The sequence below is a fragment of the Pseudomonas sp. NFPP04 genome (genome assembly GCF_900113815.1).
Lineage (GTDB): Bacteria > Pseudomonadota > Gammaproteobacteria > Pseudomonadales > Pseudomonadaceae > Aquipseudomonas > Aquipseudomonas extremorientalis.
In genome coordinates, this window is record NZ_FOQS01000005.1 from 261,278 (window position 1) to 279,351 (window position 18,074).

24 protein-coding genes are annotated in these 18,074 nt (G+C 64.1%); 21 read left to right on the forward strand and 3 right to left on the reverse strand.

What is annotated here, in order from left to right; all coding sequences use genetic code 11:
• Positions 1-36 precede the first annotated feature (36 nt).
• Complete coding sequence (locus tag BM017_RS13300) at positions 37-897, forward strand: Dyp-type peroxidase (RefSeq protein WP_071491942.1); 861 nt, start codon at positions 37-39, stop codon at positions 895-897.
• Here BM017_RS13300 and BM017_RS13305 read toward each other — a convergent pair.
• A complete protein-coding gene (locus tag BM017_RS13305) occupies positions 894-1,316 on the reverse strand; it encodes a winged helix-turn-helix domain-containing protein (protein WP_092244954.1) in 423 nt (140 codons plus the stop codon). The two genes, BM017_RS13300 and BM017_RS13305, sit on opposite strands and share 4 nt — an antisense overlap.
• A 592-nt stretch (positions 1,317-1,908) precedes the next feature.
• Between BM017_RS13305 and BM017_RS29110 the strand changes: the two genes are divergently transcribed.
• From BM017_RS29110 to BM017_RS13335, 7 genes are all read left to right on the forward strand, one after another.
• The gene (locus tag BM017_RS29110; protein WP_016969018.1) at positions 1,909-2,070 is read left to right on the forward strand and encodes a hypothetical protein; all 162 of its coding nucleotides are present in this window, start codon (positions 1,909-1,911) and stop codon (positions 2,068-2,070) included.
• A gap of 103 nt (positions 2,071-2,173) precedes the next feature.
• The gene (locus BM017_RS13310) at positions 2,174-3,058 is read left to right on the forward strand and encodes a SctD/MshK family protein (RefSeq protein WP_092244958.1); all 885 of its coding nucleotides are present in this window, start codon (positions 2,174-2,176) and stop codon (positions 3,056-3,058) included.
• 26 nt (positions 3,059-3,084) lie between these two features.
• Entirely contained in the window at positions 3,085-3,441 is a 357-nt protein-coding gene (locus BM017_RS13315) for a hypothetical protein (RefSeq protein WP_071491940.1), read from the forward strand.
• On the forward strand, positions 3,441-3,776 hold the full coding sequence (locus BM017_RS13320; RefSeq protein WP_071491939.1) for a tetratricopeptide repeat protein: 336 nt from the start codon (positions 3,441-3,443) through the stop codon (positions 3,774-3,776). The genes BM017_RS13315 and BM017_RS13320 overlap by 1 nt, the downstream gene beginning before the upstream one ends.
• Positions 3,773-5,905, forward strand: coding sequence for a type III secretion system export apparatus subunit SctV (gene sctV, locus BM017_RS13325; RefSeq protein ID WP_092244961.1), 2,133 nt, complete (start codon positions 3,773-3,775; stop codon positions 5,903-5,905). The genes BM017_RS13320 and sctV overlap by 4 nt, the downstream gene beginning before the upstream one ends.
• Positions 5,902-7,182 (forward strand): type II and III secretion system protein family protein, encoded by a 1,281-nt coding sequence (locus BM017_RS13330; protein WP_092244963.1) that lies wholly within the window; start codon positions 5,902-5,904, stop codon positions 7,180-7,182. The genes sctV and BM017_RS13330 overlap by 4 nt, the downstream gene beginning before the upstream one ends.
• 14 nt (positions 7,183-7,196) lie before the next feature.
• Positions 7,197-7,577, forward strand: coding sequence for a hypothetical protein (locus BM017_RS13335; RefSeq protein WP_092244967.1), 381 nt, complete (start codon positions 7,197-7,199; stop codon positions 7,575-7,577).
• Between the two features lie 206 nt (positions 7,578-7,783).
• Here BM017_RS13335 and BM017_RS13345 read toward each other — a convergent pair whose 3' ends face one another.
• Entirely contained in the window at positions 7,784-8,548 is a 765-nt protein-coding gene (locus BM017_RS13345) for a tetratricopeptide repeat protein (RefSeq protein WP_092244974.1), read from the reverse strand.
• Between the two features lie 48 nt (positions 8,549-8,596).
• On the opposite strand from BM017_RS13345, the gene BM017_RS13350 reads away from it, so the two are divergent.
• From BM017_RS13350 to BM017_RS13410, 13 genes are read left to right on the forward strand one after another with little or no spacing between them, the layout of a single operon-like run.
• Positions 8,597-9,160, forward strand: coding sequence for a type III secretion protein (locus BM017_RS13350; RefSeq protein WP_092244977.1), 564 nt, complete (start codon positions 8,597-8,599; stop codon positions 9,158-9,160).
• Between the two features lie 12 nt (positions 9,161-9,172).
• Complete coding sequence (locus BM017_RS13355; RefSeq protein ID WP_092244980.1) at positions 9,173-9,406, forward strand: hypothetical protein; 234 nt, start codon at positions 9,173-9,175, stop codon at positions 9,404-9,406.
• A gap of 9 nt (positions 9,407-9,415) precedes the next feature.
• The gene (locus BM017_RS13360; protein ID WP_058425050.1) at positions 9,416-9,850 is read left to right on the forward strand and encodes a hypothetical protein; all 435 of its coding nucleotides are present in this window, start codon (positions 9,416-9,418) and stop codon (positions 9,848-9,850) included.
• Positions 9,851-9,854: 4 nt separating this feature from the next.
• The gene (gene sctJ / locus BM017_RS13365; protein ID WP_092244983.1) at positions 9,855-10,637 is read left to right on the forward strand and encodes a type III secretion system inner membrane ring lipoprotein SctJ; all 783 of its coding nucleotides are present in this window, start codon (positions 9,855-9,857) and stop codon (positions 10,635-10,637) included.
• Positions 10,634-11,248 carry a type III secretion protein gene (locus tag BM017_RS13370; RefSeq protein ID WP_092244986.1) on the forward strand — a complete coding sequence of 205 codons (615 nt, stop codon included), beginning with the start codon at positions 10,634-10,636 and terminating at the stop codon, positions 11,246-11,248. The genes sctJ and BM017_RS13370 overlap by 4 nt, the downstream gene beginning before the upstream one ends.
• Entirely contained in the window at positions 11,245-11,829 is a 585-nt protein-coding gene (gene sctL / locus BM017_RS13375) for a type III secretion system stator protein SctL (protein WP_092244989.1), read from the forward strand. The genes BM017_RS13370 and sctL overlap by 4 nt, the downstream gene beginning before the upstream one ends.
• A complete protein-coding gene (locus BM017_RS13380; protein WP_071491929.1) occupies positions 11,826-13,148 on the forward strand; it encodes a FliI/YscN family ATPase in 1,323 nt (440 codons plus the stop codon). Before sctL ends, BM017_RS13380 begins: the two co-directional genes overlap by 4 nt.
• Positions 13,149-13,164: 16 nt before the next feature.
• The gene (locus BM017_RS13385) at positions 13,165-13,611 is read left to right on the forward strand and encodes a hypothetical protein (RefSeq protein ID WP_092244992.1); all 447 of its coding nucleotides are present in this window, start codon (positions 13,165-13,167) and stop codon (positions 13,609-13,611) included.
• Positions 13,608-14,609: a type III secretion system cytoplasmic ring protein SctQ gene (sctQ, locus tag BM017_RS13390; protein WP_092244995.1), complete on the forward strand. Its 1,002-nt coding sequence runs from the start codon at positions 13,608-13,610 to the stop codon at positions 14,607-14,609. The genes BM017_RS13385 and sctQ overlap by 4 nt, the downstream gene beginning before the upstream one ends.
• Positions 14,606-15,259: a type III secretion system export apparatus subunit SctR gene (sctR, locus tag BM017_RS13395; protein ID WP_017137580.1), complete on the forward strand. Its 654-nt coding sequence runs from the start codon at positions 14,606-14,608 to the stop codon at positions 15,257-15,259. The genes sctQ and sctR overlap by 4 nt, the downstream gene beginning before the upstream one ends.
• 10 nt (positions 15,260-15,269) lie before the next feature.
• On the forward strand, positions 15,270-15,539 hold the full coding sequence (locus BM017_RS13400; protein ID WP_092244998.1) for an EscS/YscS/HrcS family type III secretion system export apparatus protein: 270 nt from the start codon (positions 15,270-15,272) through the stop codon (positions 15,537-15,539).
• A 6-nt stretch (positions 15,540-15,545) separates the two neighbouring features.
• Positions 15,546-16,358, forward strand: coding sequence for a type III secretion system export apparatus subunit SctT (gene sctT, locus BM017_RS13405; protein WP_071491925.1), 813 nt, complete (start codon positions 15,546-15,548; stop codon positions 16,356-16,358).
• Between the two features lie 3 nt (positions 16,359-16,361).
• On the forward strand, positions 16,362-17,408 hold the full coding sequence (locus tag BM017_RS13410; protein ID WP_092245001.1) for an EscU/YscU/HrcU family type III secretion system export apparatus switch protein: 1,047 nt from the start codon (positions 16,362-16,364) through the stop codon (positions 17,406-17,408).
• 32 nt (positions 17,409-17,440) lie between these two features.
• Here BM017_RS13410 and BM017_RS13415 read toward each other — a convergent pair whose 3' ends face one another.
• Positions 17,441-17,863: a hypothetical protein gene (locus BM017_RS13415; RefSeq protein WP_092245004.1), complete on the reverse strand. Its 423-nt coding sequence runs from the start codon at positions 17,861-17,863 to the stop codon at positions 17,441-17,443.
• Positions 17,864-18,074: the final 211 nt, after the last annotated feature.

The following is an 18,074-nucleotide window of genomic DNA, read 5'->3' on the forward strand; positions in this document are numbered from 1 at the left end:
GCGGTTAAACTGCGCGGCTTTTCAGAAGGAGTTCACATGAGTCAGTACCAGCCGGGCATTCTTGCCGCACCGGTGCCGTTGCAGGCACGCCATCTGTTTTTTGCCGTGGAGGCTCTGGCAGCCGTACCCGCTGCGTTGGACGCACTGGTGCAACTGACCGATTCGGCGGCAGTGGTCGGTCTTGGCGAGCCGCTGGTTGCCGCACTGGGCGCACGCGTTGAAGGCTTGCGCAGTTTTCCGGCCATCAGCGGGCCGGGCGCGCATAACCCGTCCACACAGCAGGCGCTGTGGGTGTGGCTGCATGGCGTGGATCGCGGTGAACTGCTGTTGCGCAGCCGTGCATTTGAAAAGGCCCTGGCTCCGGCATTTCGCCTGGTGCAGATGACCGAAGGTTTCCGCTACAAGACCGGCTTCGACCTCACCGACTACGAAGACGGTACCGAAAACCCCCACGACGACGCCGCGGTCGACGCCGCCCTGACCGACAGCGGCGCCAGCTTCGCCGCGATCCAGCAATGGCAGCACGACCTCGATGGCTTCGCTGCGCTGCCGGCTCAGGAGCGCGACCACATCATCGGCCGCCGCCATGGCGACAACGAAGAACTCGACGACGCCCCCGAGTCCGCCCACACCAAGCGCACCGCCCAGGAAAGCTTCACCCCGGAAGCCTTCGTGGTGCGCCGCTCCATGCCCTGGGCCGAGAATGGTCAGGCGGGCCTGATGTTCCTGGCGTTCGGCCATTCCTTCGATGCGTTCGAAGCGCAACTGCGCCGCATGAGCGGTCTGGAGGACGGGATTGTCGATGGCCTGTATCGCATCAGCACCCCCTTGACCGGTGGCTACTACTGGTGCCCGCCGATCAAGGATGGCCACCTGGACCTGAGCGCCCTGGGCTAAAGCACGCCGCTGGCCACACGTTCACCGCCGCCCGACGGTCTCATCGCCCGCGGGTGCGCCGCCCGCTCGAACCAGGTGGGCGCGACAAAACGATAGCCCATGCCCGATGCCGTGGCGATGTACGGCACATCGTCATCGCCCAGCGTGCGGCGCAGAGTCTTGATCTGTGTGCGCAGGTTGCATTCCTCGACCACCCGTTTCGGCCAGGCAATGTCGAGCAATTCGGTTTTCTGCAGCAATTCGCCGGGCCGCGAGGCAAGGGCGATCAGCAGGGTCAGGGCGCGGTTGCCAAGGTTTACCGGCTGGTCATGCCTGAGCAGTTGGTGGCGCTTGGGCAGCAGTCGGTAAGGGCCGAAGTGAATCTCAACGCAACCGTCGTCTTTGAGGAGAGTGGTGGGTGAATAATTCATGTCGGTCATAGATCACCTGGAAGATTTCTATATAGCCGGCCTGAAAGCGAGTCCTTTGGTTATTAGTGCAGTTGCACTAGCAGGCGCGGAGGGAAGTTGCTCGCCAAGCAATTGGGTTGCTTGGGACGAGTTATCAAACGCGATGATTAAGTCGCTTCTGTTACAAATCAAAATGTCTGGGAAGTTGGGCAAAAGGCTATTAGCGAAAAATGTGAAGGGGTCGCGAAAATAAATGCCGGGTGTCGCTAGGTGGCGCGTTTCTAAAGAGGCTTATTGTTCGGCATTGTTCAGTGGGTATTAGCGGAGTGCCCGTAAACATTGGTCTTGAGCGTGTTTTTGTTTTTCTCTGAAAGTTCCATGTCACTCAGGCGATGAATTTTTTTCAACGCCAGATTGAGCCAAACCTTTCACAACCTGTATCTGAAACGTTTCACAAGCTTTCACAGCGAAGGCGTTTTGATCGTGAGTAGTATGGGGCCCATGCAAACCAACAACGGTTCGAAGGCGCATTGTCTGACGTTTTGGGTCTTCATCGGTTTGCATACTTTCAGCGTGCTGTTGCGCAACTGAATAACTTCCCTATCGATGCAAGGAGATGAACATGGCTGATGTCCCACCAGTAAAAGCAGGCGGCGCCGACGACGCTATCGCGAAGATGGAAGCGACCTTCAACATGGCTATCGAGAAGTCGGCCAAGATCACCGAAATCAGCACCGCGAAAAAAGCCGAGCTGGACGCCACCAAACAGCGTCCGCAGAACTGATTCGCCAAACGGGCGGCGCTGGCGCTGCCCGTTTACCTCTCGATTCCCGTTTTTATCCTGATTCTTGACCCCGTTGCACAGGCTCAAAGGGGCAAACCCGACTATGACAGCCCTGATTTCCCTGGGCCCGGTCGCCGCAACTGGCGCACCGACCCTGACGGTGACCGGCGGTTTGCATCAGGGCAGTTCCCTGGTGCTCGACCAGCCTGTCTACACCCTCGGCGCCGATCTGGCGGCTGATTTGGTGCTCAGCGATCCCGGCGTTGCCGGCCTGCACCTGCGCCTGCGTTTTGAAGGCGGCCAGGTGGCGGTCGAAGCCTTGGGCGGTGACGTATTGATCGCCGGCAATGTGCGCATTCCCCAAGGCAACGGTCATCGCGCGCGGCTGCCGGTGCAGCTGCGCATCGGCACAGCGGGGGTGAGCCTGGCAATGCCTGGCGGTGCTGAAAAACCAGTGCCCGCGCCACGCACATTGGCCCCCTGGATCGTCGCGACCGCGCTGCTGTTTATCTGTGCTGGAGCGCTGGCGTTTCGCAGTGAAGCACCACCGCAGCCGACAACCGCCGTTGCCGCCGTTGCACCGTTGAAAACACCTTCCCGCGAACAGGCCAAGGCCTGGCTGGAGCAGCAGTTGCAAGCCGCCCGACTGGATACCGTGAAGGTCAGCAACAGCAACGGCCAGCTCAGCGCCACGGGCACCTTCGAACAGTCGCAAAAACCGCAGTGGCTGGCGGTGCAGCAAGCCTTCGACCAGCGTTACGGCCAGCAGATCGTGCTCAACCCGCGCGTCGCCGTGCGGGCCGATGCGGCGGCGCCGCGCGTGCGCTTGCAGGCCGTGTGGTTCGGGCCTCATCCGTACGTGATCAACGACAGTGGCAAGCGCCTGTACCCCGGCGCGGCGCTGGCGGACAACTGGGTGCTGGAACGTATCGAAAACAACCAAGTGATCCTCGCCCGTGGCGAGGAGCGCTTCACCTTCACGTTGTGACCACGCTCTTAAGCTAAGGCCCAGGGATGAAAGTCGAACCCCGCCCGTTGATCCCCAGTGACGTACGCAGTGCGCCGGTCGAAGCTGTGCGCCCGGTCAATTCGCGCCAGGCCACCGCCTTCGAAGCGGTGCTCAAGACCCGCAAGACCCACACCCGTCGCTCCCTGCGCAGCGACCTCGAAGAACTCACCGGCGCCGCTGGCGTCGACTCGCTGTTGTTCGGCAGTGCTCGCTCCCTGGAACTGCTGGAGCATGTGATGGAACACATCCTGCCAAGCCTGGACGCCGAGCCACACATCAAGGCACTGGCCGTCGAGCTGATCGGCGAAGAGATCGAGATGCGCCGCACCCTCGCACAGCAACGCTCGGAGGTACACGCCTGATGGCCCGCGATAACGACGACGCCGTGCAACTGCTCAAGGGCATCGGCGAGCTGTACCGGCGCAATGGCCAGTCCCAGCGCGCCCTGGTGATGCTGCTGATCGCGGTCAACGTCGCCCCCGATGACGGCGTGTTGCTGCGCTCGCTGGTGCTGGCTTTCACCGACAGCGGCGACGCGTCCCGCGCCCTCGGCGCCCTGGACCGTCTGGTGGCGCTGGAAGGCGAGTCCGCCAGCCTGTTGCTGTTGCGCGCCCGCGCCTTGTGGTACGGCGAGCGCAAGGACGACGCGCGCCAGTGCTTCAAACGCTATCTGGCTGCACGCAGGGCCGGCGCATGAGTGCGCTCAACCGCCTGAACAACCTGGCGCGCCTGGCTGCCCAGCGCACCGACGTGATCATCGTCGCATTCATGCTGATGGCGATTGTGATGATGATCATCCCGCTGCCCACCTACCTGGTGGACGCGCTGATCGGCCTCAATATCGCCCTGAGCATCCTGATCCTGATCGTGGCCTTCTACATCGGCCACTCGGTGGAGTTCTCCGCGCTGCCGCCGCTGATCCTGCTCAGTACGCTGTTTCGCCTGTCGCTGTCGATCACCACCACCCGTTTGATCCTGCTGCACGGCGACGCCGGGCATATCGTCAAGGCCTTCGGCGACTTCGTGATCGCCGGGCAAGTGGTGGTGGGCATGGTGGTGTTCCTGATCATCACCGTGGCGCAGTTCGTGGTGATCACCAAGGGGGCCGAGCGCGTGGCGGAAGTGGCCGCGCGCTTCACCCTGGACGCCATGCCCGGCAAGCAGATGAGCATCGACAACGACCTGCGCAATGGTGATATCGACCAGGCCGAAGCCCGTCGTCGCCGCTCTCGATTGGAGCGTGAAAGCCAGATGTTCGGCGCGATGGACGGCGCCATGAAGTTCGTGAAGGGCGACGCCATCGCCGGCCTGGTGATCCTGGCGGTCAACCTGCTGGGCGGCATGCTGATCGGCATGATCGAGCGCGACATGCCGTTTGGCGTGGCGGTGCACACCTACTCGTTGCTCACCGTGGGTGACGGCCTGATTGCACAGATCCCGGCGCTGCTGATTTCGGTGGCGGCGGGCACCGTGGTCACCCGCGTCAACAGCGACGGCGAAGCAGGGGACCTGGGCAGCGAGATCATCAAGCAACTGGGCGCCAGCTACCGCGCTCTGGGGTTGACCGCGTTGATCATGATCGGCGTGAGCCTGCTGCCGGGGTTTCCGACCTGGGTGTTCCTCGGCTTGTCCCTGGTGTTCGGTGGCGCGGCATTCATGATGTATCGCCGGCATCACCGCCAGCCGGAACTTGAAGTGCTGGTCGAGACGCCGGAGCCGGTGGTCGAAGTCCAGGCCGAACGGGATGACAACCTGTTGCCCGATACCCGCGTGCTGCTGACCCTCGGCAGCGGCGTGTCCCAAAGCGCGCCGCGCCAACTGCTGCGCCAGCGCGTCGAAGCGCTGTGCCACGACCTGCGCACTGAACTCGGCGTGGATATACCGGTGCCGGGCATCTACATGGAAGCCAAGGCCACGCCTGGCAGTTTCCGCGTGTCCCTGGAAGGCGTGCCGGTAAGCGAAGGCGAGTTGCCGACCAACTGCCTGCTGGTGCAGGACGATCCGGTGCATGTGCAGTTGCTCGACCTCGCCACGGTGCAGGCCGATTCGCCGCTCACGGGCCGCAACGCCCACTGGGTCGAGCGCCAGCACGAAGACACGCTGCGCAACGCCGGCATCGGTTTCCTGCTGCCCGACGAGGTGTTGCGCGGTGTGCTGGAACGCAGCCTGCGCCGCTATGCCGCCGACTTTCTCGGCATCCAGGAAACCCGCCTGCTGCTGGAGCGCACCGAGGCCACCTACGGCGAACTGGTCAAGGAAGCCCTGCGCCTGGTGCCGTTGCAGCGGGTGGCCGAGACCCTGCGTTTGCTGGTGGGCGAAGGCGTGTCGATCCGCAACCAGCGCGCCTTGCTCGAAGCCATGGTGGAGTGGGGCGCCCGTGAAACCGATGCCGGGCGCCTGGCCGAGCACCTGCGCGCCGCGTTGGCACGGCAGATCAGCCATCAGTACGCCGACCGCAACCGGGTGATCGGTGCGCTGGTGCTGGCGCCGGGCCTGGAAGACCAGTTGCGCGGCTCCCTGCGTCGCCAGGAACCGCAGCGCGAGCTGATCCCCGAGGACGTCAGCCGCGCCTTGCTCGCCCAACTGCGCCAGGCGTGCGAGCACACCCGCGAGGTCAACAGCGCGGTGTTGCTGGTGCACCCGGAACTGCGCCGCAGCCTGCGCCGCCTGGTGGTGCGCGGCGAGCTGGAACTGGCGGTGCTGTCGTTCCGCGAGCTGGCCACCGAGTACAACCTGCAAGCGCTGGTGACCATCAGCCTGACCGAGATTTCCAATCGCCGCGGGCCTGCCGCGGCTTCCGTCACTCCCCTGGCGTCTGCCTCATGATGCGTTTTTGTGTGTTGTTGCTGAGTGTTTTTTCGTGTGCGGGCCAGGCTCAGGAAATCGCCGCCGGCGCCGGTGGCTCTATCGCCCTGGCCTCTGGCGAAGGGCGCATCCTGCATTTTGTCGCCCCCGTGGACACGGTGTTGGTGGCCGAGCCGAATGTGGCCGACTTGCAGGTGGTGTCACCGGGCACGATCTACATCTTCGGCAAGGCGCCGGGCAACACCAGCCTGATCGCCCTCGGCAGTGACGGTAAGCAACTGGCGAGCCTGAGCCTGGCCGTCAGCAGCGCCAGCCAGGCGGTGACGGCGCCGATGCAGGCATTGCATCCCGGCAACGCTGCGCAGATCAGCGGCGCGGGTAACCGTCTGATCGCCAAAGGCACCGTGGGATCGGTAGCGGAAGCCACGGACTTGAACGCGCTGCTCAATCCCCAGGGGCAGGGTTTCCAGAGCGCGATCAACACCACCGAGTACGCAGGGGCCGCCCAAGTGAACTTGCGGGTGCGCTTTGCCGAAGTGTCGCGTTCAGAGTTGCTGCACTACGGCGTGAACTGGAACGCGATGTTCAACAACGGCACGTTCTCGTTCGGCCTGATCACCGGCGGGCCATTGGCCGCAGCCTCGGCGGGTGGCTTGGCCGCAGCGGGCGCAGGCTCGGGCAATGTGAATATCGACGGCATGCTCGACGCCTTGCAGGCCAACGGTGTGCTGCAGATTCTCGCCGAGCCGAACATCACCGCCATGACCGGCCAGACCGCCAGCTTCCTCGCCGGTGGCGAAGTGGCGATCCCCGTGCCGGTCAACCGCGACCTGGTGGGCATCGAATACAAGTCGTTCGGCGTGTCGCTGTTGTTCAACCCGACCCTGCTGCCCAACGGCCGCATCGCCCTGCAAGTGCGCCCGGAAGTCAGCAGCGTGGTCAGTGGCGGCACCGTGGATTTCGGCAACTTTCATGTGCCGTCCTTCAGCGTGCGCCGCGCCGATACGCGGGTGGAAGTCGGCAGCGGGCAGACCTTCGCCATCGCCGGGCTGTTCCAGCGGGAAAGCAGCCAGGACATCGAGAAACTGCCGCTGCTGGGTGACCTGCCGATCCTCGGCAACCTGTTCCGCTCCAAACGTTTCCAGCGCAATGAAACCGAGTTGGTGATCCTGATTACGCCATACCTGGTGGAGCCGGTGCGCGGTCGCACCCTCGCGACGCCCCTCGACGCACCACCGGCTACCGCAGCGGCCACCGGACCGCGCAGCGGCGGGGCGTTCGGTTTCTACATGAATTGATCAGGGGGCCTGCCATGAATGTTTTACGTGTGTTGCTGCTGTTGCCCCTGGCGCTGATGGGTTGCCAGACCCACCTGGCGCCGACGTACTACTCACCCGAATACCGCGCCGATGGCTTGCCGACCCAATGCCAGCAACCCCCGGCGACGGACACCATTGGGCTGGGCGAGGATTTCAAGCCGACGTTGGCGCTGGGCTGTGCGAACAATTTGAACCTGATGCAGATGGTCGAGCGCAAGCAGGACCTGACCCAAGGCCGCCCTACAGGGCCGGCCATGGCCGCGCCAGTGGGCCGCGCTGCCCAGGTGTACATCGAAGGGTTTGACCGCGAGCAATTGCAGCGGCGCAAGGATCAGCAGGAAGCCAAGGCCGATGCGGCGGGGGGCAAGCAATGACCTGTGTTGCTTGTTGTGGCGAGCGGGCTTGCCCCGCGTTGGGGCGCGAAGCGGCCCCTGTCAAATTCACCGCATTCCAACAGACAGTTCTCAGCGCCTGGTTTTGGGGCTGCTTCGCAGCCCAACGCGGGGCAAGCCCGCTCGCCACAACAGGCCCGCTCACCACAACAACCCTGCTCACCACAGAACGCTCATCCACAACAGATTCAACGCGAATCAACCAACCCCAGCTCTCGTGCCTGGGCCAGCGGATCACTGATCGCCTTGATCCGCTTGGCTTCATCCACCAACCGCGCCCGTTCGGCTGCGGGAATATCGTCCAACGGCAGCGCAGCGACGCGGTCTTCATGTCCTGTCAACACCATCACCAACAACTCATTGCGCTGATGCCGCGCCAAGGCACGGGGCGACTGGGTAACGGGAGCGATGGTGTCCAACGCCTGCTGCGACTGCCCGCCCAGCGCATACGCCAGGGCCAGGTTGCAGCGGTTGTCGAGGTCGTCGGGCTTGAGGCTCAGGCTCCTGGCGAACGCGGTTTGCGCCGCAGCGGCCTGGCCATTGAGGATCTGCGCGACACCCAGGCGGGTGTACGCAACCGGCAAGCCGCTGATCCCGGCCGCCTGGCCCAGGGCGATGACGGCGCGCTGAGTCTTGCCCACTTGCAATTGCGCGGTGCCCAGGCCGAGCAGGGCTTCGGCATTGCGGGCGTCGAACCCCAGGGCCTGCTGGAAGGCGCGCTCGGCGCCCGCCGCATCCTTGGCGTCGAGCCTGGCCTGGCCGAGCTTGAGCCACAGCTCGATACCCGCGCCGGGTTGCTGCGCCGCCCGCTCGTACAGCGCTGCCGCACTGGCGTAGTCGCCGCGCTGGCTCAGGTCATTGGCCAGTTGCAGGGACTTGTCGGCATCGGTCGCAGGTGGGTGGGCGCAGGCGGTCAGCAGCAGGGTACTGGCGAGCAGAAATCTAGGGGTCATCGTCACAACTCGTCTGGCGAAGGCGGAGGCCATGTAAGCATATTTTTGATGGCTGTCCTATGCCTGTTCGGCGCCAGTTTCGCCCAAGCTGCCGAAGAGCCTGACTGGTTCTCCCAACCCTACGCCTACGTGCTGGTGGACCAGGACGTGCGCAGTGCCCTGGAAGAATTCGGGCACAACCTTGATGTGCCGCTGGTGCTCTCCGACAAGGTCCGCGGCAAGGCCCGCAGCACGATTCGCGCGGCCACCGCCGGGGAGTTCCTGCAAACCCTGTGCAGCACCAACGGCCTCACCTGGTACTTCGACGGCAACCTCTTGTACCTCAACGCCAGCGATGAAATCAGCACCAGGCTCTTCAAGGCCAGCGCCCTGGACCTCGACCAGTTGCAGGCCTACCTCGGTAACCTCGATGTGTTCGGCCAGCAGTTGTCCATGCGCAACGGCCCCGAGGGCGATGAAGTGTTCGTGTCCGGGCCACCGCCGTACCTGGCGCTGGTGCAGCAGCATGTCGATCACCTGCAACCCAAGGTCGCCGCCGCCCCGGTGGCGCGCGAGCGCGGTGTGCGGGTGTTCCGTGGCGCCCAAGTCAGTACCGAAACCCCAACCCAGTAAAGGAGCAGCACCATGTCCGTAACGGCCGTAGACAGCAATCTCGCCCCTGGTGGCGCCAGCCCTGAAGCCAGGTTCAACGCGGCGGTGGATAACGCCAAGGCCGCCGATAAGCCCGCCGAGCCCACCGACGCCGAACTCACCGATTCGTTCATCACCCAGGCGGTCACTTACGGCGGCCAGTTCATCATCATGCCGAAGATGCAGGAACTGCTGAACGACGCCATGTCCGATGACGACGAAGAGTAGGAAGCCCCTATGACTATCAGTCTCGCCGCCGGCGCTTCGGCGCTGCCGCCGTCTGCCGGCGCGGGGCCCGCCGGGGCCTCGCAGAACCTGTTCGAGCACATGGCCAACACCGCCAAGGGCATGCCCGAAGGCGCCAGCCCGCACCAGATCGGCTCGGGCCTGATGGAGCGCATGAACAGTTTCATCGACCGTACGCGGGCGTTTTCCGAGCGCGCCGACCTGCTCACCAATAATCCTTCGGCACCGCCGCCGGCCCAGGCAGAAATCCGTACCGCCAGTGCTTCGCCCCAGGGTGAACCCGGGAAAAAAGTCGGCGAGCAACAGGTCGACCAGATCGTCCACTCCCTGGGCAAGATGTTCGATTACTCCATCGAAACCCAGATGGTGGTGCGCGGTGCGACGCAGATTTCCGGGTCCGCCAACACGCTGCTCAAGGGGCAATAACATCATGCCAAGCCCAAACCGTGCGCTGCGCCTGTTGCTGATCGGCCTGCTCGCCAGCCTGTTGCAGGCGTGCAACACCGACCTCTACACCAACCTCAGCGAGCGCGACGCCAACGCCATGGTCGCGGTACTGCTGCGCGGTGGCGTCCCGGCCGAGCGCAAGGCCCAGGACAACGGCCAGCTCAAGGTGGTGGTCGATGAGTCACGCTTTGCCGAAGCCATGACCCTGCTCGACAACGCCGGCCTGCCGCAGCAGAGTTTTTCCAACATGGGCGAGGTGTTCAAGGGCAATGGCCTGGTGTCGTCGCCGGTGCAGGAGCGGGCGCAGATGATCTATGCGCTCAGCGAAGAGCTTTCGCATTCGGTGTCGCAGATCGACGGCATCGTCGCTGCCCGCGTGCACGTGGTGCTGCCGGACAACGACCTGCTCAAGCGCGTGATCTCGCCGTCATCGGCCTCGGTACTGGTGCGTTACGACCCGGGCACCGACATCAATACGCTGATCCCGCAGATCAAGACCCTGGTCGCCAACGGTATTTCCGGGCTGAGTTACGACGGCGTTTCGGTGACGGCGATCAAGGCCGCCGTCGCCATCAGCCAGAACCCGGCGCAACCGCGCCTGGCGCGCTTCATGGGCCTGTGGCTGCTGGAAGACAACGTGGCCCAGGCGCGGCTGATGTTCGGGGCCTTGTCGCTGATCGCACTCGGTGCGGTGGGTGTGCTCGCCCGTCAGCAGTGGGCACGTCGTCAGTCCCAGGCGTTGTATGTGCTCAAGGAGGGTGAATGAGTTTGTTCGAACGCTGGCAGGGACTGATTGCCGAACCGCTGCGGTTTGTGCGCGGGCCGAGCCTGGGGGCATGTTTTACCGATGAATTGCCAGACGCCGTGCTGCAGGCGATGCAGGGCCAGCCACGCTTTCGCCAGCGCCTGGAGCAGTTGCTGGTCAGCCATTATCAACTGGCACCCATGGCGCAATTGACCACGCCAATGGCGGCGGACTTGGCGGTGCTGTTGTTGTCGCCGGCACAGTTTGCCCGCTTGCCGAGGTTGTGCGGCGCCATCTGGCACGCCCCGACCCTGAGCCGCGAGATCCGTCGCGAGGTGGTTAACGAATTGCGCGAAGGCCTGGGCGCTGAGGTCTTCGTGAGCGCCCTGGCCTTGCGCCAACTCGGTGGTGCGGCGGATCTGCTGCGCGAGCCGGTCGAGTTGGTCGACGCCGTCGACCGCGATGGCCAAGGCTGTGTCGCGGCCTGGCTGCACGCCCAGCACGCCGACTGGCAGGGCTGGCTGCGTTTGCGCTTTGCCTTTCCCCAGGGCCACGGCGCCCGTGTACCACGCGACCTGGAAATCGTCCAGGCCGCCGCTGCGTGCCTGCTGGCCGAGGAGATCACGCCATGAGTGAACTGCCAAGCCGTCCCACCGCCCGCATCCTGCGCGCCGAAGACGCCGCGTTGTGGAGCGATGGCTTTGCCTTCCTGCAAGCGGCCAAGGCGCAGGCCGAGCAGATCCGCGCCGACAGCGAGCAATGGCTGAGCAGTGCCCGCGCAGAGGGCTTTGAAAGTGCCCGGCAAGCCGGCGCTGAACAGGTAGCGCAACTGCTGCTCGCTACCCAAGCCCAGGTGCAGCATTACTTGAGCAGTCTGGAAACGTCCCTGGTCGACCTGGCCCTGGGTATCGTGCACGAAGTGCTGGGGGAGTTGGACAACGCCGAGCGTGTGGTGCGCAGTACCCGCCAGGCGTTGAGTGCGTTTCGCCAGGACCAGGCCCTGACCTTGTGGGTGCCGCCGGCGGACGTGGATGCCCTGCGCCAACGCCTCAAGCTGGAGGGATTGGCGATTGCGGTGGATGCGGATGAGCAGCTGAGCGCCGGACAGGCTCGCCTGAACAGCCCGGCCGGCTCCGTGGAGCTGGGCCTCGACGCCCAATTGCAGAACCTGCGTCGCAGCCTGCTGCCCTTTGCCGAAGAGGGCCTGGCATGAACCTGGAACAGCTGCTGCCACGCCTCTGCGAGCGCCTGGCCCAGGCGCGCCCGCGGCCGATGCACGGCACCGTGCTGAGCATTCGCGGTGTATTGCTGCGCGCCAGTGTGGCCGGGGCGAGCATCGGTGAGCTGTGCCAGCTGCGCGACCCCGGCAGCGCCCGCAGCCTGAGCGCCGAGGTGATCGGTTTTGACGGTGACGAGGCCATCCTGTCGCCCATCGGCTCCATGGAAGGCCTGTCCACGCGCACCCAAATCACCGCCACTGGCGAGACCCTGGGCGTGGCCGTCGGGGATGCGCAGCTCGGCCGGGTCATCAGCCCCATGGGCGATTTCCTCGACGGCGACGGCATGCCGCCGACCGTGGCCTTGCAGCACTACCCGCTGCACGCTGAACCCCCGGCAGCGTTTTCGCGACAGTTGATCGTGCGTTCCATGGCCCTGGGCATTCGCTCCATCGATGGCCTGCTGACCCTGGCCCAGGGCCAACGCATGGGCATCTTCGGTGAGCCCGGTGTGGGCAAGTCGTCGCTGCTCGCCAGCATCATCCGCAACAGCGAAGCCGATGTGATCGTGATCGGCCTGATCGGCGAGCGGGGCCGTGAAGTGCGTGAATTGCTCGATGTGCAGCTCGACGCCCAGGCCCGTGCGCGCACGGTGGCGGTGGTTGCCACTTCGGATCGCCCGGCGGCCGAGCGGGTGCGTGCGGCGTTTGTCGCCACCACCCTGGCCGAGTACCACCGCGACCAGGGCCGCAACGTATTGCTGTTGATGGACAGCCTCACGCGTTTCGCCCGGGCCCAGCGCGAGATCGGCCTGGCGGTGGGCGAGCCGCCGACCCGGCGCGGTTATCCGCCGTCGTTCTTTTCGGCCTTGCCGCGTTTGCTGGAACGCGCCGGCCCCGGGCCCACCGGCAGCATTACCGCGCTGTACACCGTGCTGACCGAGGGTGATGCCGCCAGCGATCCGGTGGCCGAAGAGGCCCGTTCGATCCTCGACGGTCACATCGTCTTGAGCGCCGAGTTGGCCCAGCGCAACTACTTTCCGGCGGTGGATGTGTTGCGCAGTCGCAGCCGTTTGATGGAGCAGGTCGCCGGTGAAGAGCACAAGCGGCTGGCGATGCGCATGCGTGAATTGATGGCGCGGTATGGCGAGATCGAAATGCTGATCCGCGTGGGGGAGTACTCCGCCGGCAGCGATCCTTTGGCCGATGAAGCGATCAACCGCCACGCCGCTATCGAAGCCTTCCTGCGCCAGAACGCGGGTGAGCCGAGCAACCTGGAACAGACCCTGGCCCACATGCGCCGGGTACTGGCATGAACAAGGAGCAAATCCAATGAAAACCCAACAACTACGCACCCTGCAAACCCTGCGGGTGTTGCGTGAACAGCGGGCCGCCAGCCAACTGGCCGCGCAGCAGCAACGCTGCGAGCAGACCCACGGTGTGCTGACCGACGCCAAGGAGCAATTGCGCCTGCACCGTGAGGCGATTGCCGAAGAAGCGCGGCAGGTTTATGCGTCCCTGACCGAAGGCCTGTCGGTCGCCAGTTGGCAGGCCGCCCAGGATCGCCTGCGCGGCCTGTCGGATGACCAGCAGCAACTGGAAAACGATGTGGCTCACGTGTCCACCACGCTGCAAAGCCAGGAGCGCGAGCGCGATGTGTTCCGTCAGGAGCGCCTGAGCCGCCAGCGACAGTCCGAGGCCTGGCAAAGCCTGCTTGAGGGGCGTGAAAGCGCCGAGCGCCGGGTGGGCGAGCTGCGTGATGAAGGCGCCGGCACATGATTCCAGCCCTTGCCGATCCGCTGTCGCCGTGGCTGACCCACCACGACCCGGCGTTACTGGCTCTGCACAACCAATTGCACCGCCGCTGCCGTCCCTGGCAGGGCCGTTGCGGCGGGCAGGACTTGCGCGTGAGCTGGGCCGCCGCAGCGCGCCGCCTTGACGCGCCGCGTCATGTGCCGCTGTCGCTTGGCGGTGCCGCGATGCGCCTGAGTTTGCCCGCTGCGGCGCTGGAGCAACTGATGCTGCCGCTGGCGCTGCCGTTCGATGTGCAGCCGTTGCCTGCGCTGCCGCGCGCGTTGTTGCTGGAGCTGGCGCTGCTCGACCTGATCGAAAGCCTGGAGCCGTTGCTCGGTCACCCGCTGCAGGTGCTCGAAGCCGGTGATGAGCAGGGCGTGTTTGCCCTGCGGCTGGCGCTGGAGTTGACCTTCGGCAACCAGCCCGCGATGAGCGCCCAGTTGGACCTGACCGAAAGCGCCGCCGTACTGGTCACGCAATTGCTGGCGCAATACGCCGAGGTCGAACCCGACCCCTTGCCAGGCCTGCGCCAGACCCTGGCGGTGGTGGCGGGGCGCCAGTGGCTGTCCCTCGGTGAACTGCGCAGCCTGCGCCCCGGTGATGTGCTGATGCTGGAACAAGGCCCGGGCCTGTTGCTCGACCTCGATGGCCGCCTGCAGGCGCGCTGCCAATACCAGGGCGAAGTCCTGCGCCTGCAGGAAGCCTTGAAAGCCCCCTTTGTGGAACCGGAGAACCCCATGACTGATGTTGATGCCGCCGTTGCGCTGGATGCCCTGCCGTTGAAACTGGTGTGCCAGGTGGGCAGCCTGGAACTGACCCTGGCGCAATTGCGTGAACTGGGCGCCGGCAGCCTGTTGCAGCTCGACACGCCGGGCGTGGACAGCGTCGACCTGATGGTCAACGGCCGCCGCGTCGGCCAGGGCCAACTGGTGAAAATCGGTGACGGCCTGGGTGTGCGCCTGCTGAGTTTTGCCACCCCATGACCGGTTATCAGCCGAACCTGATCGAGATCATCCTGGTCGTTGCGACGATCGGGCTGATCCCGCTGGCGGTGGTGACACTCACCGGGTTCATGAAGATCTCGGTGGTGCTGTTCCTGATCCGTAACGCCCTTGGCGTGCAACAGACGCCGCCGAACCTGGTGCTGTACGGCATCGCGTTGATCCTGTCGGTGTACGTGACCACGCCGTTGATTGGCGACATGTACCGGCAGGTGGAGGGGCGCGACCTCAACATCGAGCATGTGGAGCAACTCAAGGATTTGGGCGATGCATTGCGTCCACCGTTGCAAGCGCACCTGAAGCGGTTTGCCAATGAGTCCGAGCGCGGTTTTTTCGTGCAGGCCACCGAGACCATCTGGTCGCCTGAAGCACGCGCCGATTTGCGTGACGACGACCTGGTGGTGCTGATCCCGGCGTTCGTCAGCTCGGAACTGACCCGCGCCTTCGAGATCGGCTTTCTGCTGTACATCCCGTTCCTGGTGGTGGACTTGCTGGTGTCCAACGTGCTGATGGCCATGGGCATGTCGATGGTCTCGCCGAACCTGATCTCCATTCCGCTGAAGATTTTTTTATTCGTGTCCCTGAGCGGCTGGTCGCGCTTGATGCACGGTTTGATTCTGAGTTACGGCTGAGGCACGACCCATGGGCCAGGACGTATTCCTGTCATTGATGAAACAGGCGCTGATGACGGTGCTGATGCTCTCCGCACCGGCGCTGGGCGTGGCGATTCTTGTGGGCTTGAGCGTGGGCCTGTTCCAGGCGCTGACGCAGATCCAGGACCAGACATTACCGCAGGTAGTGAAGCTGGCCGCGGTGTTGCTGACCATCGTGTTCCTGGGGCCGGTACTCGCCGGGCAGGTGGCGGAACTCGGCGGCCAGGTGCTGGACAACTTTGCGATGTGGACGCGCTGACCGCCCATGGATGCCAGCCTGACCGCGCAATTCCTCGAAGTCGCCTACCCGGTGATCAGCTCCGCGTCGCTTGCCGCTTGCCGTGCCATGGGCGTGGTGGTGATCACCCCGGCGTTCAACCGCCTGGGCCTCACCGGCATGATTCGCGGCTGTGTGGCCGTGGCGATTTCCATCCCGATGTTCTTCCCGGTGTTCGACGCGCTGACATCGATGCCGGAGCACGGCAGCCTGTTTATCGCCGGGTTGCTGATCAAGGAATTCCTGATCGGTATTTTGATCGGCCTGCTGTTCGGCATTCCATTCTGGGCCGCCGAGGTGGCGGGGGAGTTGATCGACCTGCAACGCGGCTCGACCATGGCGCAACTGGTGGACCCGCTGTCGTCCGGGGAATCCAGCGTGATGGCGACCCTGCTCACGGTGATGCTGATCACGCTGTTCTTCATGTCCGGCGGGTTCATCCTGATGGTCGACGGCTATTACCACAGCTACCAGCTCTGGCCGGTCACCGCGTTCACGCCGGTGTTCGCCAGCTCGGCGCTGCTGGCGGTGTTGTCGATCCTTGACCAGATCATGCGCGTCGGCGTGCTGATGGTCTCGCCGTTGCTGATCGCACTGCTGGTGACCGACCTGATGCTCGCCTACCTGTCGCGCATGGCGCCGAACCTGCATATCTTCGACCTGTCGCTGCCGGTGAAAAACCTGTTTTTCACGATCCTGATGGTGGTCTACATCGGCTTCCTGATCCCGCTGATGCTCGACCAACTGGCGGAGTTTCGCGGCACGGTCGAACTGCTCAAGACCCTGGCCGGCATGGAGTAGCCCATGGCCGATACCAGCGAAGAAAAATCCCAGCCAGCCACGGACAAGAAACTCCAGGACGCACGCAAAAAGGGCCAGGTTGCCAAGAGCCAGGACCTGGTGTCGGGCATGGTCATCCTGTTTTGCACGCTGTGCATTTCCATTCTGGCGCCACGGGCCAAGGCCCAGGTCTCGGCGCTGATCGACCTCACCGCGCTGATCTACGTCGAACCGTTCGCCACGGTGTGGCCACGGGTGCTCGACCATGCCGAGCAACTGGTGATCGGCATCACGTTGCCGGTGATGGCGGTGACCACCGGCGTGGTGATCCTGACCAATATCATCACCATGCGCGGGTTTGTGTTCTCCACGGACCCGATCAAACCCGAGTTCAAACGCATCAACCCGGCGGAGGGCATGAAGAAGATCTTTGCGCTGCGCAACCTGGTGGAGTTCATCAAGGGCCTGATCAAGGTGCAGGTGCTGGCAATCGCGTTCTACGTGGTGGGCAAGCATGCATTGCAGGCGCTGATGGAGTCGTCGCGCTGCGGTGCCGAGTGCATGCAGTCGACATTCTTCCTGGTGCTCAAGCCGCTGGTGTTTACCGTGCTGTGCGCATTCATCCTGGTGGGCGGGGTGGACGTGATGATGCAACGCTGGCTGTTCGGCCGCGACATGAAGATGACCCGCAGCGAGACCAAGCGCGAACGCAAGGACATCGACGGCGACCCGCTGATCAAAAGCGAACGCCGCCGCCAGCGCAACGAGATGCAGGCACTGGCGACCAAGTTGGGTTTGGGCCGTGCGTCCTTGATGATCGGCACCACCGACGGTTGGGTGGTTGGCGTGCGTTATGTGCGCGGGGAAACGCCGGTGCCGGTGATCGTATGCCGGGCTTCGCCGGAGGATGCGTTGTTGATGCTGCAGGAGGCGTATGACCTGGGCATTCCCCATGCGCCGGACAAAACCCTGGCAGCGGACATCGCAAAAAAGGCGGTGGCTGGCGACCCGGTACCTGATGCCGCATTCCAGGCAGTAGCGGACTGGTTGGTGGCAGCCCGTCTGATCTGAAGTAAAGACGGTGTCATCGCCTTTACTTCAGATCAGACGCGCATGGCTCCAGAGGTTGGGGCCGCCGCCACAACGGGTAAGACAGGCGCAACCGGATTGGCTGCGCCTACGACTGTTGGCGCCTTTTCGAGGGCGGTATCGACTGAGGGTCCAGGTGAATCGACAGAGGTCGCCTCTTTCACGGCAGGTTTTTCCGGGGGGCGCAGATGTTCGGGGACCTCGTTTTTCAAGGCTTTCCAGGACGGCTCAAGCGATACCGGCGGTTTTTTGGGGGGCGCGGCGGCTGGTTCCTTGTCGGGTGCTGGTTTAGCCGTCTTGTCACCTGCTATGGCTTTAATCGCTTTACCTGTGCCGTAGGTGGCGCCGGCAGTGGCCACACCGGTGACGGCACCGACAGCGATTGCTTTGCCAGCGCCAATCAAGGCGGGAATGATTGCAGCAAGAAATGGAAACATAGGTAGGGTCCTTCATTAGCCGGGACGGAAGCCGATCATGAGTGTCCAGAGCGCCTCCATCAGTTCCATTTCTTACTGCTGGGTTCAATCAATTCCTACATCGTGGTTGTCGTTGGTCCACTCCGACGGTTTGAGCGAGTACTTATCCTGGTCTGCCTGACAGGGTCATTTCACCGCTGTAAAAGCTTGTGCGATTCATCCCATGTTCAAT

What these genes read in the sequence shown, in the direction of transcription:
- BM017_RS13300 (WP_071491942.1), top strand. Translation starts at nt 37, where the DNA reads ATGAGTCAGTACCAGCCGGGCATTCTTGCCGCACCGGTGCCGTTGCAG.
- BM017_RS13305 (WP_092244954.1), bottom strand. Translation starts at nt 1,316, where the DNA reads ATGACCGACATGAATTATTCACCCACCACTCTCCTCAAAGACGACGGT.
- BM017_RS29110 (WP_016969018.1), top strand. Translation starts at nt 1,909, where the DNA reads ATGGCTGATGTCCCACCAGTAAAAGCAGGCGGCGCCGACGACGCTATC.
- BM017_RS13310 (WP_092244958.1), top strand. Translation starts at nt 2,174, where the DNA reads ATGACAGCCCTGATTTCCCTGGGCCCGGTCGCCGCAACTGGCGCACCG.
- BM017_RS13315 (WP_071491940.1), top strand. Translation starts at nt 3,085, where the DNA reads ATGAAAGTCGAACCCCGCCCGTTGATCCCCAGTGACGTACGCAGTGCG.
- BM017_RS13320 (WP_071491939.1), top strand. Translation starts at nt 3,441, where the DNA reads ATGGCCCGCGATAACGACGACGCCGTGCAACTGCTCAAGGGCATCGGC.
- sctV (WP_092244961.1), top strand. Translation starts at nt 3,773, where the DNA reads ATGAGTGCGCTCAACCGCCTGAACAACCTGGCGCGCCTGGCTGCCCAG.
- BM017_RS13330 (WP_092244963.1), top strand. Translation starts at nt 5,902, where the DNA reads ATGATGCGTTTTTGTGTGTTGTTGCTGAGTGTTTTTTCGTGTGCGGGC.
- BM017_RS13335 (WP_092244967.1), top strand. Translation starts at nt 7,197, where the DNA reads ATGAATGTTTTACGTGTGTTGCTGCTGTTGCCCCTGGCGCTGATGGGT.
- BM017_RS13345 (WP_092244974.1), bottom strand. Translation starts at nt 8,548, where the DNA reads ATGACCCCTAGATTTCTGCTCGCCAGTACCCTGCTGCTGACCGCCTGC.
- BM017_RS13350 (WP_092244977.1), top strand. Translation starts at nt 8,597, where the DNA reads ATGGCTGTCCTATGCCTGTTCGGCGCCAGTTTCGCCCAAGCTGCCGAA.
- BM017_RS13355 (WP_092244980.1), top strand. Translation starts at nt 9,173, where the DNA reads ATGTCCGTAACGGCCGTAGACAGCAATCTCGCCCCTGGTGGCGCCAGC.
- BM017_RS13360 (WP_058425050.1), top strand. Translation starts at nt 9,416, where the DNA reads ATGACTATCAGTCTCGCCGCCGGCGCTTCGGCGCTGCCGCCGTCTGCC.
- sctJ (WP_092244983.1), top strand. Translation starts at nt 9,855, where the DNA reads ATGCCAAGCCCAAACCGTGCGCTGCGCCTGTTGCTGATCGGCCTGCTC.
- BM017_RS13370 (WP_092244986.1), top strand. Translation starts at nt 10,634, where the DNA reads ATGAGTTTGTTCGAACGCTGGCAGGGACTGATTGCCGAACCGCTGCGG.
- sctL (WP_092244989.1), top strand. Translation starts at nt 11,245, where the DNA reads ATGAGTGAACTGCCAAGCCGTCCCACCGCCCGCATCCTGCGCGCCGAA.
- BM017_RS13380 (WP_071491929.1), top strand. Translation starts at nt 11,826, where the DNA reads ATGAACCTGGAACAGCTGCTGCCACGCCTCTGCGAGCGCCTGGCCCAG.
- BM017_RS13385 (WP_092244992.1), top strand. Translation starts at nt 13,165, where the DNA reads ATGAAAACCCAACAACTACGCACCCTGCAAACCCTGCGGGTGTTGCGT.
- sctQ (WP_092244995.1), top strand. Translation starts at nt 13,608, where the DNA reads ATGATTCCAGCCCTTGCCGATCCGCTGTCGCCGTGGCTGACCCACCAC.
- sctR (WP_017137580.1), top strand. Translation starts at nt 14,606, where the DNA reads ATGACCGGTTATCAGCCGAACCTGATCGAGATCATCCTGGTCGTTGCG.
- BM017_RS13400 (WP_092244998.1), top strand. Translation starts at nt 15,270, where the DNA reads ATGGGCCAGGACGTATTCCTGTCATTGATGAAACAGGCGCTGATGACG.
- sctT (WP_071491925.1), top strand. Translation starts at nt 15,546, where the DNA reads ATGGATGCCAGCCTGACCGCGCAATTCCTCGAAGTCGCCTACCCGGTG.
- BM017_RS13410 (WP_092245001.1), top strand. Translation starts at nt 16,362, where the DNA reads ATGGCCGATACCAGCGAAGAAAAATCCCAGCCAGCCACGGACAAGAAA.
- BM017_RS13415 (WP_092245004.1), bottom strand. Translation starts at nt 17,863, where the DNA reads ATGTTTCCATTTCTTGCTGCAATCATTCCCGCCTTGATTGGCGCTGGC.